The sequence below is a fragment of the Streptomyces sp. ME19-01-6 genome (assembly GCF_033793745.1).
Classification (GTDB): domain Bacteria; phylum Actinomycetota; class Actinomycetes; order Streptomycetales; family Streptomycetaceae; genus Streptomyces.
The window spans coordinates 193,616-209,385 of sequence record NZ_JARAXF010000003.1 but is presented as its reverse complement, the minus strand read 5'-3'; the positions used below and the strand labels follow the sequence as shown (position 1 = coordinate 209,385).

At 69.3% G+C, this 15,770-nt stretch carries 17 protein-coding genes and 1 pseudogene; 8 read left to right on the top strand and 10 right to left on the bottom strand.

All coding sequences use genetic code 11. The features are described 5' to 3' along the window. The first annotated feature begins 27 nt into the window (after positions 1-27). Entirely contained in the window at positions 28-1,242 is a 1,215-nt protein-coding gene (locus PV419_RS07460) for an MFS transporter (RefSeq protein ID WP_319686940.1), read from the top strand. A 66-nt stretch (positions 1,243-1,308) separates the two neighbouring features. On the opposite strand, the gene PV419_RS07455 is transcribed toward PV419_RS07460, so the two are convergent. Further along, positions 1,309-2,070, bottom strand: a complete 762-nt coding sequence (locus tag PV419_RS07455) for a thioesterase II family protein (protein ID WP_319686939.1) — start codon at positions 2,068-2,070, stop codon at positions 1,309-1,311. Between the two features lie 209 nt (positions 2,071-2,279). Between PV419_RS07455 and PV419_RS07450 the strand changes: the two genes are divergently transcribed. Beyond that, positions 2,280-2,546: a hypothetical protein gene (locus tag PV419_RS07450; RefSeq protein WP_319686938.1), complete on the top strand. Its 267-nt coding sequence runs from the start codon at positions 2,280-2,282 to the stop codon at positions 2,544-2,546. Between the two features lie 136 nt (positions 2,547-2,682). Here the strand turns inward: PV419_RS07450 and PV419_RS07445 are convergent, their stop codons facing one another. Beyond that, a complete protein-coding gene (locus tag PV419_RS07445) occupies positions 2,683-5,118 on the bottom strand; it encodes an MFS transporter (RefSeq protein ID WP_415925249.1) in 2,436 nt (811 codons plus the stop codon). Between the two features lie 128 nt (positions 5,119-5,246). On the opposite strand from PV419_RS07445, the gene PV419_RS07440 reads away from it, so the two are divergent. The 3 genes from PV419_RS07440 to PV419_RS07430 all read left to right on the top strand — a co-directional run bounded on the left by PV419_RS07440 (position 5,247) and on the right by PV419_RS07430 (position 6,775). Next, positions 5,247-5,828 (top strand): MarR family winged helix-turn-helix transcriptional regulator, encoded by a 582-nt coding sequence (locus PV419_RS07440; protein WP_319686936.1) that lies wholly within the window; start codon positions 5,247-5,249, stop codon positions 5,826-5,828. Between the two features lie 61 nt (positions 5,829-5,889). Then, positions 5,890-6,276 (top strand): DUF427 domain-containing protein, encoded by a 387-nt coding sequence (locus PV419_RS07435; RefSeq protein ID WP_319686935.1) that lies wholly within the window; start codon positions 5,890-5,892, stop codon positions 6,274-6,276. 37 nt (positions 6,277-6,313) lie between these two features. Further along, the gene (locus tag PV419_RS07430) at positions 6,314-6,775 is read left to right on the top strand and encodes a hypothetical protein (protein ID WP_319686934.1); all 462 of its coding nucleotides are present in this window, start codon (positions 6,314-6,316) and stop codon (positions 6,773-6,775) included. A 4-nt stretch (positions 6,776-6,779) separates the two neighbouring features. Here the strand turns inward: PV419_RS07430 and PV419_RS07425 are convergent, their stop codons facing one another. From PV419_RS07425 to PV419_RS07405, 5 genes are all read right to left on the bottom strand, one after another. After that, positions 6,780-7,004, bottom strand: a complete 225-nt coding sequence (locus PV419_RS07425; protein WP_319686933.1) for a hypothetical protein — start codon at positions 7,002-7,004, stop codon at positions 6,780-6,782. Between the two features lie 187 nt (positions 7,005-7,191). Then, positions 7,192-7,593, bottom strand: a complete 402-nt coding sequence (locus tag PV419_RS07420) for a hypothetical protein (RefSeq protein WP_319686932.1) — start codon at positions 7,591-7,593, stop codon at positions 7,192-7,194. Between the two features lie 46 nt (positions 7,594-7,639). Then, positions 7,640-8,167: a hypothetical protein gene (locus tag PV419_RS07415; protein WP_319686931.1), complete on the bottom strand. Its 528-nt coding sequence runs from the start codon at positions 8,165-8,167 to the stop codon at positions 7,640-7,642. 187 nt (positions 8,168-8,354) lie between these two features. Beyond that, on the bottom strand, positions 8,355-9,023 hold the full coding sequence (locus PV419_RS07410) for a lytic polysaccharide monooxygenase (RefSeq protein WP_319686930.1): 669 nt from the start codon (positions 9,021-9,023) through the stop codon (positions 8,355-8,357). A 162-nt stretch (positions 9,024-9,185) separates the two neighbouring features. Continuing rightward, positions 9,186-10,040 (bottom strand): LppX_LprAFG lipoprotein, encoded by an 855-nt coding sequence (locus PV419_RS07405; protein ID WP_319686929.1) that lies wholly within the window; start codon positions 10,038-10,040, stop codon positions 9,186-9,188. Between the two features lie 180 nt (positions 10,041-10,220). On the opposite strand from PV419_RS07405, the gene PV419_RS07400 reads away from it, so the two are divergent. Next, positions 10,221-10,646, top strand: a complete 426-nt coding sequence (locus PV419_RS07400; RefSeq protein WP_319686928.1) for an SRPBCC family protein — start codon at positions 10,221-10,223, stop codon at positions 10,644-10,646. Positions 10,647-10,670: 24 nt separating this feature from the next. Here PV419_RS07400 and PV419_RS07395 read toward each other — a convergent pair whose 3' ends face one another. The 3 genes and pseudogenes from PV419_RS07395 to PV419_RS07385 form a co-directional block, all read right to left on the bottom strand. Then, positions 10,671-11,816, bottom strand: coding sequence for an aminotransferase class V-fold PLP-dependent enzyme (locus tag PV419_RS07395; RefSeq protein ID WP_319686927.1), 1,146 nt, complete (start codon positions 11,814-11,816; stop codon positions 10,671-10,673). A 323-nt stretch (positions 11,817-12,139) separates the two neighbouring features. Next, complete coding sequence (locus PV419_RS07390) at positions 12,140-12,913, bottom strand: type I restriction endonuclease subunit R, EcoR124 family (protein ID WP_415925269.1); 774 nt, start codon at positions 12,911-12,913, stop codon at positions 12,140-12,142. Between the two features lie 78 nt (positions 12,914-12,991). Next, positions 12,992-14,317: pseudogene (locus PV419_RS07385) on the bottom strand (HsdR family type I site-specific deoxyribonuclease); the annotation flags it as partial. A gap of 334 nt (positions 14,318-14,651) precedes the next feature. Here PV419_RS07385 and PV419_RS07380 point away from each other — a divergent pair. Together PV419_RS07380 and PV419_RS07375 are read left to right on the top strand one after the other, a co-directional pair. Then, complete coding sequence (locus tag PV419_RS07380) at positions 14,652-15,194, top strand: winged helix-turn-helix domain-containing protein (RefSeq protein ID WP_319686924.1); 543 nt, start codon at positions 14,652-14,654, stop codon at positions 15,192-15,194. Further along, on the top strand, positions 15,191-15,712 hold the full coding sequence (locus tag PV419_RS07375; protein ID WP_319687547.1) for a transposase: 522 nt from the start codon (positions 15,191-15,193) through the stop codon (positions 15,710-15,712). The genes PV419_RS07380 and PV419_RS07375 overlap by 4 nt, the downstream gene beginning before the upstream one ends. The last annotated feature ends 58 nt before the right edge of the window (positions 15,713-15,770 follow it).

The following is a 15,770-nucleotide window of genomic DNA, read 5'->3' as shown; positions in this document are numbered from 1 at the left end:
GGCCGATACCGGCTGTTCGCTTGAGACATGTCCAACACCACGGAACTCACCACCTCGGAGGGCAAGTCCGGGTCCGGGGCCGGATCCGTGCGCTCGCCGCTCAGGAACTGGCTCGCCGTCGCCGCCGTGGCGGTCGGCACCTTCTCGGTCGTCACCACCGAAATGCTGCCGGTCGGCCTGCTCACCTCGATCGGCTCCGCGCTCGAGGTCTCGGCCGGCACGGCCGGCCTGGCCATGACGGTGCCCGGCCTCGTCGCCGCCATCTCCGCGCCCCTGCTGGCCGCCACCGTCGGCCGGCTCGACCGGCGGCTGCTGCTCATCGGCCTGATGGGGCTGCTGGCCGCCGCCAACCTGCTGTCGGCGCTCGCGCCCGGCTTCGCCGTCCTGCTGTTCGCCCGGGTCCTGGTGGGGGTGAGCATCGGCGGCGTGTGGTCCATCGCGGCGGGCCTGGCGGCCCGGCTGGTGCCGGAGAAGTCCGTCGGCCACGCCACGTCGGTCGTCTTCAGCGGCATCGCCGTGGCGTCGGTCCTGGGCGTGCCGGTCGGCACGCTCATCGGCGATCTGGTGCACTGGCGCGCCGCGTTCGCGGTGATGGCCGCGCTCTCGCTGGCCGTCGCCGCCGCGATGGCCGTCACCCTGCCGCCGCTGCCCGCCGACCGCGCGATCCGGCTGAGCGAGGTGCCCGGCCTGTTCCGCAACGCCCGGCTGCGCACCGGCCTGGTCACCACCCTGCTGCTGGTGACCGGGCACTTCGGCGCGTACACCTACGTACGCCCGGTGCTGGAGGAGGTCTCGGCGGTCGGGGCGGGGCTGATCAGCACGCTGCTGCTCGCGTACGGCGTGGCGGGCATCGCCGGGAACTTCCTGGCCGGCGCCACCGCCCACCGCGACCCGCGCCGCACCCTTATGGTCATCTTCGCGCTGCTCGCCGCGGCGGTACTGCTGATGCCGGTGGCCGGCGGGACGACGCCGGGGGCCACGGTGCTGCTGATGCTGTGGGGGCTGGCGTACGGAGGGGTGTCGGTCACCTCGCAGACATGGGTGCTGCAGGCGGTGCCGGAGCAGGGAGCGCGGGAGGCGGCCTCGGCGCTGTTCGTCGGGGTGTTCAACGTGGCGATATCCCTGGGCGCGCTGCTCGGCGGGCGGGCGGCGGACGGGATCGCGGTGTCGAGTGTGATGTGGTTCGGGGGCGCGCTCGCGGTGCTGGCCCTGGTGAACGTGGCGGTCGTGCGCCATCGGTGAAACGGGGCCCTGGGCCCGGGGTACGGCGATGCCCCGGGCCCGGGCCCCACCCTCAGGCCCCCCGGCTCAGGAGCGGGTCGCCGGCAGCAGTCGCTCCGAGATGATCTTGAGGACCTGAGGCACATGGTCATTGAGGAAGAAGTGCCCGCCGCTGAGCACCGTGAGCTCCATCTCCCCGGTGGTGTGCTTCGCCCAGTCGCGCACCTCGTCGACCGACGCCCTCGGGTCGGCGTCCCCGGTCAGCGCGGTGATCGGGCAGCTGATCCGCCGCCCGGGCTCGCAGCGGTACGCCTCGATGGCCCGGTAGTCGCCGCGGATCGCCGGGAGGGCCATCCGCAGCAGCTCCTCGTTCTCCAGCACCGCGCCGGTCGTGCCGTTCAGCATGCGCAACTCCTCCAGCACCCCCGCGTCGTCCCGCTGGTGCACGGACTCCTCACGGACCCGGGACGGCGCCCGCCGGCCCGAGACGAACAGCCTGACGGGCATCACCTTCCGCTCCTCCAGCCGCAGCGCCACCTCGTACGACAGCGTGGCGCCCATGCTGTGGCCGAACAGCGCGAGCGGCTTGTCGTCCAGCCCGTCCAGCGCGCCGACGACGGCGTCGGCGAGCTTGCCGATGTCGTCGATGCAGGGCTCACGGTGCCGGTCCTGGCGCCCGGGGTACTGGATGGCGAGTACCTCGATCGAGGGCGCCAGCGCCTTCGCCACCGGGAAGAAGTAGCTGGCCGACCCTCCGGCGTACGGCAGGCACACCAGCCGTAACGCGCTGTCCGGGGACTTCTCGTACCGCCTGATCCACGCCTCGGCATCCGCTGCGATGCTCGTCATCGTCGTGCTTCCTTCCTCTACCCCTGCCGGTTCCTGGGGAAGGTGCGGTCCCGGCCCGTCGTCAACATCCTTTCGCCAACACCCTTGCACATACGCCTGATTCAGAGCTTGCGTTGCCCAATGCTCCAGGTGCCGCACCGGGAGTCGGTGAAGACCAGGTCAGCAGGTGAGACCCTGATACCAGGGGGCTCGTCCTTCGGGAGTGTCCGATGGCAGTGAGCATGCACGTGGTCTGGAGCACGGCCGAGCCGGGGCGCGTCATCTACGAGACGCACGCGATCGAAACGATCACCGACGGCGAAGGCGTCCACGCGACGGTCAACAGCCACACCTATGAGGTCCCCCTCCACAGTCGCGCTGAGGCGGAGTCGATCGCGGATGAGGAAGGGTACGAGCTGTTCAGGAGGGGGGAGGCATGGGAGAGCCTCCCGGAGGGGGAGGGCCTTCCGGAGGGGGAGGGCGCCATGGAGGAATAGAGCATTCCGGGGGGCGCATGCCGGGGATATGGGGCGCCGGTCGGCCGAGGTAGCCGCCGGCGCCCGGATCGACCCGGGCCCAGTACCGGCTCCGGTACTGGCGCGGTCCGACCCGGTACGAGCCAGACCGGCTCCCTCAGCCGTGGCTCAGCAGGAAGTCGACGTTCCGCGCCTCGGTGCCGCTCCCGGCGCCGCCCGCGCCGCCGAGCGTGACCGGGACGGTCGCCGGTGCGTAACCGCTGGCGACCACGGTGTAGTGCTCGCCGGTGAGCCCCTCGAATCGGAACGCGCCGTCCGCGCCGGTCACACACTGCCCGACGACATCGCCCGCCGAGTCCAGCAGCGCCACCCGCGCGTCCTCGACCGGCCGCCCGCCCTGGGCGCGCACGGTGCCGCGGACCTTGGCCGCGGGCCGCAGCTCGGCGTCGATCCGCGGGAGCTGCCCGTGGCCGGTGATCTCCAGCGGCGCGGCGTGCGGACGGTGGCCCTCGGCGCTGATGGTCAGCGTGTACGAGCCGGGGGCGAGCTCGGGCAGGGCGAAGTCGCCCTTCTCGTCGGCGGTGGCCGTGGCGGCGACCGCACCGTCGGGGCCGGTCGCGGTGGCCGTCGCCCCGGCCAGCGGCTCGCCGCCGAGGGTCCGTACGGTCCCGGTGGGCCCGCCGCCTCCGGCCAGCCGTACGTCACAGGTGACGGGGGCGTCGGACAGCAGGAGCGTGGCCGCCTGCGGCTGGTGGCCCGGGGCCGAGGCGATCAGGACGAAGCTGCCGGCGTCGGGCGCGGCCAGGGAGTACCGGCCGTCCGGGCCGCTGACCGTACGGCCGAGCTGGCGGCCGGTGTTGTCGATGAGGGTGACGGCGGCGCCCGCCAGCGGGGCGTCGCCGGGCCCGAGCACCCGGCCCTGGACGCCGCCGCCGGCGAGGGGCGCGACGGCCGGAGCCGGCTCGGCGGGTCCGGCAGGCTCGGCGGGCTCAGCGCCCTTGGTGGGCTCAGCGGCCTCGGCCGGTCCCGCGGACTCGGGCGACGCCGCGGGCCGGGCCGCCTGGGCCGCCCCGACCGCCTGGGCCGCGTCGTCCGCCGGCGCCTGGGCCGTCTGCGGCTGGCCCGTCAGGGGCGTACGGCGCCGGTTGGGCAGGAACAGGGTGATCAGCAGACCCACCGCGGCGGCCCCGCACGCGACGGCGAACGAGATCTTGAACCCGTCCGTGTTCGGCAGCGCGAGCGGGCCGAAGTCCGTGGTCTGGTGCGCAAGGATCACGCCGACGACCGCGCTGGAGGTGGACATGCCGATGGACCGCATCAGGGTGTTCAGCCCGTTCGCGGCGCCCGTCTCCGCGGCCGGCACGGCACTGATGATCAGGGTCGGCATCGCCGAGTACGCGATCCCGACGCCGACGCCGAGCGCGGTCGAAAGCACCACGACCTGCCAGACGTGGTCCATCATCACGATGCCGCCGCCGTACGTGGCGCCGATCACGATCAGCCCCAGGATCAGCGAGACCTTGGGCCCGCTCGTGGCGTTGATCCGCGCGGACAGCGGCGAGACCAGCATCATCGCCACGCCCATCGGCGCGACGATCAGGCCCGCCATGACCATGGACTGGCCGAGGCCGTAGCCGGTGGCCTTCGGCAGCTGCAGCAGCTGGGGGAGGATCAGCGACATCCCGTAGAAGGAGAACCCGACCATGATGGAGGCGAGGTTCGTCAGCAGCACCTGGCGGCGCGCGGTGGTCCGCAGGTCCACCAGCGGCTCGGCGGTCCGCAGCTCCACGAACCCCCAGATCACCAGGATCACCGCGGACGCGCCGAACAGCCCGAGGGTGGTGCTGCTGGTCCACCCCCAGTCGCCGCCCTTGGTGACGGGGAGCAGCAGACAGAGCAGACCGGCCGAGAGCCCGATCGCGCCGACGGCGTCGAAGCGGCTGGGGGTGCGTACGGCGGACTCGGGGACGACGATCAGCACCAGGGCGATCGCGAGCGCGCCGAGCCCGGCGGCCCCGTAGAACAGCACGTGCCAGTTGGTGTGCTGGGCGACGAACGCGGCGGCCGGGAGGCCGAAGGCGCCGCCGATGCCCAGCGAGGAGCTCATCAGGGCCATCGCGGAGCCCAGCTTCTTCGGCGGCAGCTCGTCGCGCATGATGCTGATGCCGAGCGGTATCGCGCCCATCGCGCCGCCCTGGATGGTCCGGCCGATCACCATGACCACCAGCTCGGAGGTGACGGCGCACACCAGCGAGCCGACGACCAGCAGCCCGAGGGCCACCATCAGCATCCGGCGCTTGCCGAACATGTCACCGAGCCGCCCCATGACCGGGGTGGACACGGCGCCCGCGAGGAGGGTGGCGGTGATCACCCAGGACGCGTTGGAGCTGGAGGTGTGCAGCAGTTGCGGCAGCTCGGTCACCAGCGGGACGACCAGCGTCTGCATCACCGAGACGGCGATCCCGCAGAACGCGAGCACGGCCACGAAGCCGCCGCCCACCTCGCGTGGGGGATTCTGGTCGCGCGGCAGCTTCTGGCCGGGCGGCGCGGCGCTCACTGGCTCGACGCGGGCTGCTGGAGCTGACGGGGACATACGGCTGTTGCCTCCAAGCGGGTGTCCTGGCATGTGAAAGGCATAAGGAAGTGTGAGATGTGCATCCTACACATCATGTGTATCGTGCACACTTCCCGCGTCGGGCAGCCGGGGGACGAGGAGGAAACGTGCTGGAGAGGCTGGAACGCGAGCTGATGCTGGTCGCCAGGTGCAATCTGCTGACGCCCCGGGACCGCAAGGGTCGGGGCGTGCAGAGTGCCCAGGGGGGACCGAGCAAACAGGGTGGCCAGAACAGTCAGGGCACTCCGGCGGGCCAGACCGGCCAGTGCTCGGGCGACCGGCTCGACCGTTCCGCGTACTTCCTCCTCTCCTTCCTGGACACCGAGGGCGCGTTGTCCATCGGCCAGCTCGCCGACGCCATGGGGCTCGATGTCTCGACCGTCAACCGGCAGACCGGCGCCCTGCTCCGCGCGGGCCTGCTCGAACGCATCCCCGACCCCCAGGGCGGCCTCGCCCGCAAACTGCGTGCCACTTCCCTCGGCGCCGAGCGCCTCGCCGCCGACCGGGAGCGCCGCCGCGCGGGGCTGGCGCGGGTGCTCGCGGGCTGGACGCCCGAGGAGGTGAGGCGGTTCGAGGACGCGCTGACGCGGTTCAACCGCGAGGTGGAGGCAGACGAGGGACGGTCGTGGCCGCGCCCGGAGGCCGCACCCGTGCCGGGGGCGGAATCGCGGGGCCGGGAGAGGCGTTGACGTACATGAGGAACCGCCCGGAACCCCCGGCACCCGGAACCGCACCGCAGGAGGATCCGCCATGACGACCCAGCACCCCGGCACCGGCACCGGCCACCGCGTGGAGGTGGTGCCCGGCACCCAGCACGTCACGGTCACGATCGACGGCCGGGTCGTCGCCGAGTCGCGCCGCCCGCTGCTCCTCCACGAGACCGGGCTGCCCGTCCGCTACTACCTGCCCCCGCAGGACGTGGACCTGTCCTTCTTCGAGCCGACCGACACGCACACCACCTGCCCGTTCAAGGGCGAGGCGGCGTACTGGACGTATCGGGGCACGGAGGGTGGCAGCGGCCCGCGGCCCGATGTGGTGTGGGCCTACCCGGACCCGCTCGACGCGGTTGCCGAGATCAAGGACCATCTGTCGTTCTACGACACGGTTGCCGACATCTCGGTGAAGGAGACCGGCTGAAAGAAACGGATGGCGCGGCAGCGGGAACAGCTGTCGCGTGCACATCCACGCGTATTCCTGGCTGGGTGAGAAGGAGCTGTTCGACCGGGACATGCTCCGCCGCCCGCCGGACCGCCCCAGGCCCCCGGTCACCCCGGAGGACCAGGAGTACCACCGGCAGCAGGTCGATGCCTTCAGGCGCTCGGAGCTGCCCCCGATAGAGACCGCGCACTGGCTGCTCAAGACGCCCAGCCTCATCCGCGAGACCTTCGAGGAGCCGAAGGACGCGGCCGCGTGGCTGGGCAGGCAGCTCACCGAGCACGCCCCGGGCTTCCACTCCCAGCAGGAAGCGGACACGACCCGGCTGGCCCGCCTGGTCGCCACGGCCGCTGACGCGCTGGCGCGCGGGGGCGATGTGTCCGTCGGTTTCTACGTCGGCCGCACGTCGTTCCTGTCCCTGGCGCTGGTGACCTGCTCTCCGAACCGCTTCGCCCCCGGCGCCCCGTGCCCGCAGGGGTGAGCCCCTACCGCCCCATGGGTTGGGTGGTGTCAGCAACGAGCGAGGCCCGTATGGGGTCGACGGTGACCGTCTGCGCCCCGCGACCGTGGTCCGCATTCCCCTCCGTACGCAGCCCCGTACCGTCCACGCTGCCACAGACGACCACGGTCAGGGCGGCCACCGTGGTCAGGGCGACGGCGGCGATCTGCACCGCGTGGGCACGGCATTCGGCGAAGGTGACGGGGCGCATGGCGGATCTCCCGCGGGGGTCGGAGAAGGCTGATCGGTACGGCAACCACCCTGCCCCCGCCCGCTGCCGCACCACTGCCGCCCGACTAACGCTCCGCTAACGTCCCGCTAACGCACCTCGGTTGGAGCCGAGACAGCGGACGTCTTCCCCAGGGAGGACGAGCCGGAGCCGGCGCGCGGGGCACTCGTCAGGCGGACCGGCGGAGGGCCTTGAGTTCGTCGCCGCTGGAGTTCAGCCGCCAGAAGTTCCAGCCGTTCGTGTTCGGATTGCGGTCCGGGTTGAGGACCTGGACCACGGCCGAGGCGGCGGCGCTCGGGGTGGGGTACGTGGTGCCCGCGTGCGGGCCGTCCGTGACGGTCACGGCCCTTGTGTTCCGGTCGAACGTCGCCTCGACGCGTCGGCCGCGGTAGAGGGCGTGGACAGGCACGGAGTGGGGGTCCCCGGCGGTCGGCTTCTCCGCGGCGGTGCCGAGTTCCGTGCTGGAAGCGTCCACGAGTCTGCGTACCACCTCGGAGGGTGTACAGCCCATCATGCGCGCCGCGAAGACGATCTTCCTATAGGTCTCGTCATCGACGTCAATAGCATTCATAGGGCTATTGGAGCCCGCTGAGTGGGCGGTTTGTCAACTGGGCGCGTCAGGCCGCGCTGGGGACGTCATAGCCGCCGACCGTGGCGTCATACGGCCTCAGGAGCGGCTGCAGCTCCCGGCGGAGGAGGTCGGCGTCGGGCGGAGAGAGGGTGAGAGCGGGCCGCCGCAGAAGCACGCCCCAGGACCCGCGGCCGGCGAAGGTGCGCAGGCAGGGGACGAGGTCACGGAGTGCCACGCCCTCGCCGTACGGGGTCAGGCCGTGGACGCGCAGCGAGCATCCGGACACGAAGCGCCTTCCCTGGAAGGCGACCGGCCGCGCGAGGGGGCCGACGGCGCCGGTGACGGTGGCGAGCCCGATGACCCGCCCGGGCGCCGAGCCCTGGAAGCAGCCGGCGGTCGCGTAGATCAGCGCTTCGTCGTACCGGCGCACGGCCCGGCGCGCGGTGTCGGCCCGGCGCGATTCGAAGGCCATGCGCTGGTCGGTGAGGACCCAGCGGAGCGGCTGGTGGTGGTTGACGATCAGCAGGTGGGTGGACGGTGCGGCCGACGCCGGCAACGGGATGGTGTTCTTCATGGCGCGAGCTCCCTGGGGATCGGGTATCGGCGATCGACGCTATCATCGAACGCTATGAACCCTAATAATGTTCACCAGCGGAGCTGAAGCTGTCAAGCATCCGGTGTCGCGTGGCTGCCCCGTCGCGCATATGAGCCGGCGGCCCGCCGGATTCCCGGCGGGCCGCCTTTCATGTCGCAGGGACGGCTCAGGTGAAGTTCACGTCGCTGCACAGGAAGTACGTCTGGTCCATGTGCGAGGCCTGCCAGATCGTGTAGACGACGTGGCGCCCGGTGTAGCCCGAGGTGCTGACGTCGATCGAGTAGTTCTGGCTGGGGCCGTACTTGCCGGTCTTGGTGACCAGTTGCAGGTCACTCCACTTCAGCGGCTGCGTGGTGGGGTCGTAGCCCTGGCGGGTGACGTAGACCAGGAAGTAGTCCGCGCCGTGGCTGGCCTGGTCGTACAGCTTCACGGTGAACTTGTTGCTGATGTTCGTCGTCTGCCAGGCGCCGACGGTGTCGAGGGAGCTGTAGCGGTTGCTCTCGGTGTGGCCGCCGCTGCAGAGCTGGCCGTCGGGGACGACGGCCGGGAAGTTGCCGGCGGAGCCGTTGCGGTACAGGCCGTTCCAGTTCCACATGGCGTTCGGGTTGTCCTGCCACGCCTGCCAGCACATGGGGTCTTTCTGTGCCATCTCGGGATTCTGGAAGTCGTTCGCCCAGCGCAGCCAGCAGCCGTAGTTGCGGGACGCGGGGTCGATGACCGATCCGTGGGCGGAGGCGGTGCCTGTCCACGGGATCAGGGTGAGCAGGGTGGCGGACAGCAGGCCGAGGGCGCGGAGCGCCCAGCGTAAGGGGTTGCTGTGATCATGACAATTCATGGGGATCTCCATCGTCCGTGGGGGGATTGCGTCGATGGGCAATGGGAGGCGATGGGAGCGCTCCCATCGCGATGAGGGTGCCTGGTGGGACAGAGGTGAAACCTCAACCGCCAACGGCCCGCCAGTGTCCTGGCGGGCCGTTGGCGGCTCTTGTGGAACGGGTCAGTGCCGCGTCTGGGAGAGCTTGTCCGTCAGATCCGCGGTCTCGTCGGCCGGGGGAGCTTGGGCCTCGACCTCGGTGCCGAAGTCGGAGAACTCGATCCGGGTGTGGACCTTCGCCTTCCGCGGGGTGTCCGCGCTGTCCGTCTGCCCCGTGGTGGCCTTGATGGTCATGTCCACCTGCTGGCGGCGGATGCGGCCCTTGTCATCCAGCCACACGTCCATCGGCAGCGTCGGACCGACCTGCCGCTTCAGCTTGGCTCCCGTGGACAGCTTGTCGACGTCCACGGTGACCCGGTAATGGGTCGTGTTGACCCCGTCGATCTTCTCGGTCCCGACTTTCCGGGTGTCCTTGTCCGTGATGCCCTTGGCGAACCCCGCGGACTCCGCCGGGTCGCTGATCCGGCTGCCGCCCTGCCCGTTCTGCTGAGCAGCGGCCTTCTTCAGGTCGATCTTGACCCACGGCTTCTTGCCCGGCACCTGGGCCCGCTGCCGCTCGGGAACCTTCTGGTAGACGACCTGGTCGACGACGCGTTGCTCGATCTTCTGGCCTGCGGCGCTGATGGTCATGGTGCTGTCGCCGGCCGAGAGGTCGATGACGCCCTTACCGTCGGCGGTGGCGCTCTGCCCGGCGGCCGAGGTCTGGGTCCGCAACGTCATGCGCGCCGTATCGGCCTCGGCAGTCCTGTCGAACGCGGTACGGACCGCCGCGCCGTCGTCGCCGCCTGAGCTCGACGCACTCCCGTCCGCCTTGCGCCCCGGCTCGGCATCGCTTCCGCACGCCGTCAGGGCGGTGCACGCGAGAAGACACGCGACACCGACCGCCGTGGCCCGACCAGCACCCGGTAACTGAGCCATGGATCCTCAACTCCTCCTCAGACGAGTGGTTCACCGACAGGGGCGGCAACTGCGCCCGGGGCGTCGAGTGCCCCGCTTCTCGCCGAACAGCCCTGCGAATCAACCGCGGAGGTGGGGGTACACGGAGGATCGCCCCGACACAGAGGAACGAACACCCAGACGCGCAGAGGAGCCGAGACCTTGTCGTCTTCCCTGGTGGAAACCGCGGACGTCAACGCGCCCGTCGAGCTGAGCTGGAAGCTGTGGAGCGATGTGAGGAAGTGGCCGTCATTCCTGAGCCACGTGGAGCGTGTCGATCCGCTCGATGAGCGCCGCTTCGCGTGGTGGCTGTCGCTGCCCGGCGCGGACAAGTACTTCACCGCGGAACTGACCGAGGTCATAGAGCAGGAGCGGATCGCCTGGAAGACCGTCGCCGGCGTCCATCACGCGGGCGTGGTCACGTTTCACCGGCTGAGCGACACCACCAGCCGGGTCACCCTCCAGATCGAGTACGACCCCCAGGGCTTTGTGGAACACCTCGGTGCCCTGACCAACCTCGACAAGGCCCTGACCAACTACGACCTGGGCCAGTTCCAGCGCCTGGCGGAGGAACTGGCCGAGCCGTAGACGGCAGGGCGCGAGGGGCGGAACTCATGCCAACGCCCCCGCCGTGCGGCCGGCGGTCAGCACTTCGAGTGCCGAGCCGAGGCGTTCCACCTCTTCCTCCGTGTTGTAGTAGTGCACCGATATGCGGAGCAGCCTGGAAAGCCCCCGAAGCTGCATGTCGTGGCATGCGGCGTTGTCCAGACACACCCAGGTGTTGATCCCGGACCGCAGCAACTCCGACCTGACGTGGAAGGGGTCGAGGTCCCGGAAGGTGACGGCGACGTTGCCGCACTGCTCCACCCCCCGGTCCTCCACCCGTACCCCTGGCACCGCGGCGAGGCGCTCGCGCAGATCGGCCGCGAGGTGCCGGATGCGCCGCCATGTGTGCTCCACCCCCCACTGGAGCGCGTAGTCGACCGCCACACCGAGGCCGATCCGGGCGGCGGCGTTGACCTCCCATGTCTCAAAGCGCGGCGCACCGGGGGCCAGATGATAGGTGCCGGAGTTCCATCTGACGCCGTCGAGACCGAGCACGGCCGGGGTGAGCCGGCTCGCGACCGCCTGACGGACGTACAGGAAGCCGGTGCCTCGTGGTCCGCGCAGGAACTTGCGCCCGCAGCCGACCAGCAGATCGCACCCGATGCGCTGGACATCCACCGGCAGGTGCCCGGCCGACTGACATGCGTCCACCATGAACAGGGCACCGGACCTGCGGGCCAGTGCGCCGACCTCGGCCACCGGGTTGACGAGCCCGTCGTGCATCGGGACGTGCACCATCGCGATGAGCTTGACGCGGTCGTCGAGCCGGTTCTCCAGTTCCGCGACGTCCACCAGCCCGTTCGCGTCGACAGGTAAGAACTCCAGGGACACTCCGAGGCGTTCGGCGAGGTGCACCAGCAGGATGTGGTTGCTGCCGTATTCGACCGACGAGGCCAGAATACGGTCGCCCGCCGTGAACGGAATACTGGCCACGGCCATGCCCCACGCCCGGGTCGCGCTGTCGAGTACGGCGATTTCCTGGCGCTTGGCGTTGATCAGCGTCGCGATCGCACCGTGCGCGTGGTCGAGGGAGTCCTGAGACCGCTCGGCAGCCTCGTACGCGCCCATGGTGCTTTCCAGCTCCAGGTGCTGGGTCATGGCCTCGGTCACCACCCGCGGTGTGAGACTCGCACCCGCATTGTTCAAATGCACCACATGAGCCACGCCCGGCGTATCGGCACGAGCCCTTACAAGATCGAATTCCACCGGGACCCTATTCGCCCAGCGTCCGGTACAGACGCGTGGATCTTTTGTCGGATGGCGAGCACTCGTACTCCAGGCGTAGGTGATGATCTGTGGACACACGAAGATCAGATGGTGACGGCAGGCCACAGGGTAGACCCTGCCCGCCGGCTGGGGATGTTCGAGGGCCTGACAGATCAAAAAACTGCTGGACCACCACTGAGCACGCCGGACGCGCCGCTCCGGACGGCCGCGGCACTTGCCGGCCCGGGCCGAGCGGGGCGCCAACAGGGTCAGGACAGGCTGGAGAACCGGTCGAAGAAGGCCTTGAGCTTCTCCAGTACGACGGCCTTCTTGGCCCCGTGGTTGTTGCCGCGAGCGAACCGGGAGACCGGAGGCAGGATCTTGGTGATCGCGGTGCCGCCGGTGGGGATCTCGCCGTTACGGAAGGCGTCCTTGACGAAGTCGCGGGCGGGCCCAGGCTTCAGGTTCTCCTCGGTGATGATCTGCTCGAGCTCGTCGTGCTTCTTGTGGGCGATGTAGGCCCGCCAGGCGTCGTCGGTGTCGGTGTCGGCGGAGATGGAGTCGACGAACGCCATGACCAGGTCCTTCTTGTTGCGCAGCGACGCGCTGGCGTCCAGGGCGCGGGCGATGTTCTCGCGGGCCTCGAGCTCCTTGTCAGCGCCGTTGCCCTTCTGGCCCTGGTACTCGCGCACCAGCATCAGGATGTAGTCAACGCCAACCTCGACCTGCTTGACCAGCTCGATCTCGAAGACGACGTCCTCACTTATGGACTCCTTGTCCCCGTCAGCGCTTCGGCGGAAGTCCTCGTACAGGTCCAGGTAGACCGACTGGTAGTCCTGCGTCTGCCGCGGGGTGAGGATCTCGTGGCCGGCGAATTCGTCAAAGACGACCAGGATGTTACGCAGGCTCAAGATCGCCCCGAACAGCCTGATGAAGTCCTTCTGAGCCTGTTCCCCAACGATCTCCTTGCCCAGGGGGAAGCGGTCGAGCAGGTCGGCGATCTTCTGCTGGTACGTGGCGTAGTGGTCCCCATAGGGGGCGATCTTGACGATGCCGGCCGCGTCCTTGTTCCCGAACAGCGCCAGGGCGTCGTCGACCTCGTCCTCCAGATCGCGGAAGCAGACGATGTTGCCGTAGCTCTTGACCGAGTTGAGGATGCGGTTGGTGCGCGAGAACGCCTGGATCAGGCCGTGCTGCTTGAGGTTCTTGTCCACCCACAGGGTGTTGAGGGTGGTGGCGTCGAACCCCGTCAGGAACATGTTGACCACGATGACCAGGTCGATCTCACGGTTCTTGAGCCGGCCGGACACGTCCTTGTACTAGTTCTCGAACTTTGCCGACGAGGTGTCGTACGAGGTGCCGAAGAGCTCGTTGTAGTCCTGGACCGCGTCCTCCAGGAAGTCGCGGGAGGCCATGTCCAGGCCGTCAGGCTCGAAGTCCTCCTCGCCGAGCAGGCCATCGGGCGCCTCCTCGTCGGGGGCGAAGGAGTAGATCAGCGCGACCTTGAGGGGCTCGTACCGCTTGCCCGCGGCCTGGGCTGCCTGCTCCCGCTCACGCTGGAGCTTCTCGATGACGTTGTAGTACCGCTTGGCCGCGTCGATGGAAGCCGTGGCGAACATCGCATTGAACCCGCGCACGCGCTTGTCCTTGAGGACGTATCCCTCGCCACGGCGGGTCTTCTGGTCGAACTGGTCCAGGATGTACCCGGCCACCATGCGCACCCGGTCGGGGTGCAGCAGTGCGGACTCGGTGTCGATCGCGGTCACCTGCTTGTCGGTGGCCTGCGAGGCGACCTTGATGGTGTTGACATAGTCGATGCGGAACGGCAGGACGTTCTTGTCGCCGATGGCGTCCACGATCGTGTAAGTGTGGAGCTTGTCCCCGAAGGCCTGCGCGGTGGTGCGACGCTTCGGGTTGCCGCTGGTGCCGGCGTTGTCGGCGAAGATCGGTGTTCCGGTGAACCCGAACAGGTGGTAGTGCCTGAATGTCCTGGTGATCGCGGAGTGCATGTCGCCGAACTGGGAGCGGTGGCACTCGTCGAACACGATCACCACGTGCTCGCCGTAGATCGGGTGCTGCTTATTGCGCTTCACGAAGGTTGACAGCTTCTGGATCGTGGTGATGATGATCCGGGAGTCCGGGTCCTCCAGCTGCTTCTTGAGCACGGCGGTGGAGGTGTTGGAGTTGGCCGAGCCCTTCTCGAAGCGCTCGTACTCGCGCATGGTCTGGTAGTCGAGGTCCTTGCGGTCCACGACGAACAAGACCTTGTCGACACCGCTCATGCGGGTCACCAGCTGCGCGGTCTTGAAGCTGGTCAGGGTCTTGCCCGACCCGGTGGTGTGCCACACGTACCCGCCGGCGTCGATGGTCCCGGTGCGCCGGTAGTGCGTGGAGGTTTCGATCCGCTGCAGGATCCGCTCGGTGGCCACGATCTGGTAGGGCCGCATGACCAGCAGGTCGCGGTCGACCTCGAACACGCAGTACCGGGTCAGGACGTTCAATCGAAGGCCTCATGCCCGACTGCTCCGAGATCGTCCTGGTGGACGACAAGATCGCGATTCGTCCCGGAACCCCCCGATCCCGGCTCGGCCCGGTTGAGTCGCATTCCGACCGACTGCTGTTCCTTCGCAGCGGATACCAGCTCCGCCCATTCCCTGTCGAATGTCATCCTTACCCCCCGGATTCGGCTGATTCGACTACTTATCGTTACGCTAGAGATCTTTAACGGTGCGGGTTACGTGGGGGCGTGACGGCTGTCGTGGGCTGCGCTATGCCGGGAGAATGAGGTATCCCGATGGCGGTGGATTGACGGCCGAGGAACGGGCTCGGCGTGAGCAAGTCCGGCTCGCAGCTGCTGACTTGATCGAGGCCGGGGCCAGTGACCGGGAGGTGGCCCGGTGGTTCAGGGTGACCCGGATGTCGGCGAACCGCTGGCGGCGGGCGTTGGCTTCGGGCGGTCGGCAGGCCCTGGCCTCCAAGGGCGCCGGCGGCGCCCGCTGCAAGCTCGACCCGGCACAACTCCACGTTCTGGAGGCGGTGTTGGATGCTGGCCCGGCCGCCTCCGGCTGGAGTGACCAGTGCTGGACGCTGGCCCGGATCGCTGAGATCGTGCGCCGCCGGTTCGGCGTCGAGTACACCCTGGCCGGGCTGGACTTGTTGCTGCACCGCATCGGCTGGAGCGTGCAGGTCCCATCCCGCAAGGCCACCGAGCGGGACGAGTCGAAGATCACCGCCTGGAAGGACGAGCAGTGGCCCGTCATAAAAAGAAGGCGGCGGACTTGGGCGCCTGGGTCTGCTTCGAGGACGAAGCCGGCCAGGGCCTGAGGCCGCCCAAGGGCCGAACCTGGGGCCGCCGGGGCCGCACCCCGGTGGTGCGGGTCACCGCCGCAGGCACCAAACGTGTCTCGATGGCGGCGCTGATCTGCACCAAAGCCGGCCACCGGCCACGGCTGATCTACCGCATCCACCTCGACCGTGGTCCCGCCAAGGGCCGTCGCAAGGGCTTCACCGAGACCGACTACACCCGCCTGCTGGATGCCGCGCACCAGCAGCTCGGCAGCCCCATCGTTCTGGTGTGGGACAACTTGAACACGCACGTCAGCCGCACCATGCACGAGCTGATCGCCGCTCGATTATGGCTGACCGTCTACCAGCTGCCGCCATACGCTCCCGAACTCAACCCCGTCGAGGGTGTGTGGTCGCACCTGAAGAGGTCGCTGGCCAACCTCACCAAACACAGCCTCGACCAGCTCACCGCGTTGGTGAAGACGCGGCTGAAACGGATGCAGTACCGCCCCCGCCTCATCGAGGGTCTCATCGCCAAGACCGGGCTCGACCCGTGAACGCACAGGGCGGCCTTCGGTGTCAGTCTCGGGCGGTAGCGTGCGCGCCACACGTCAA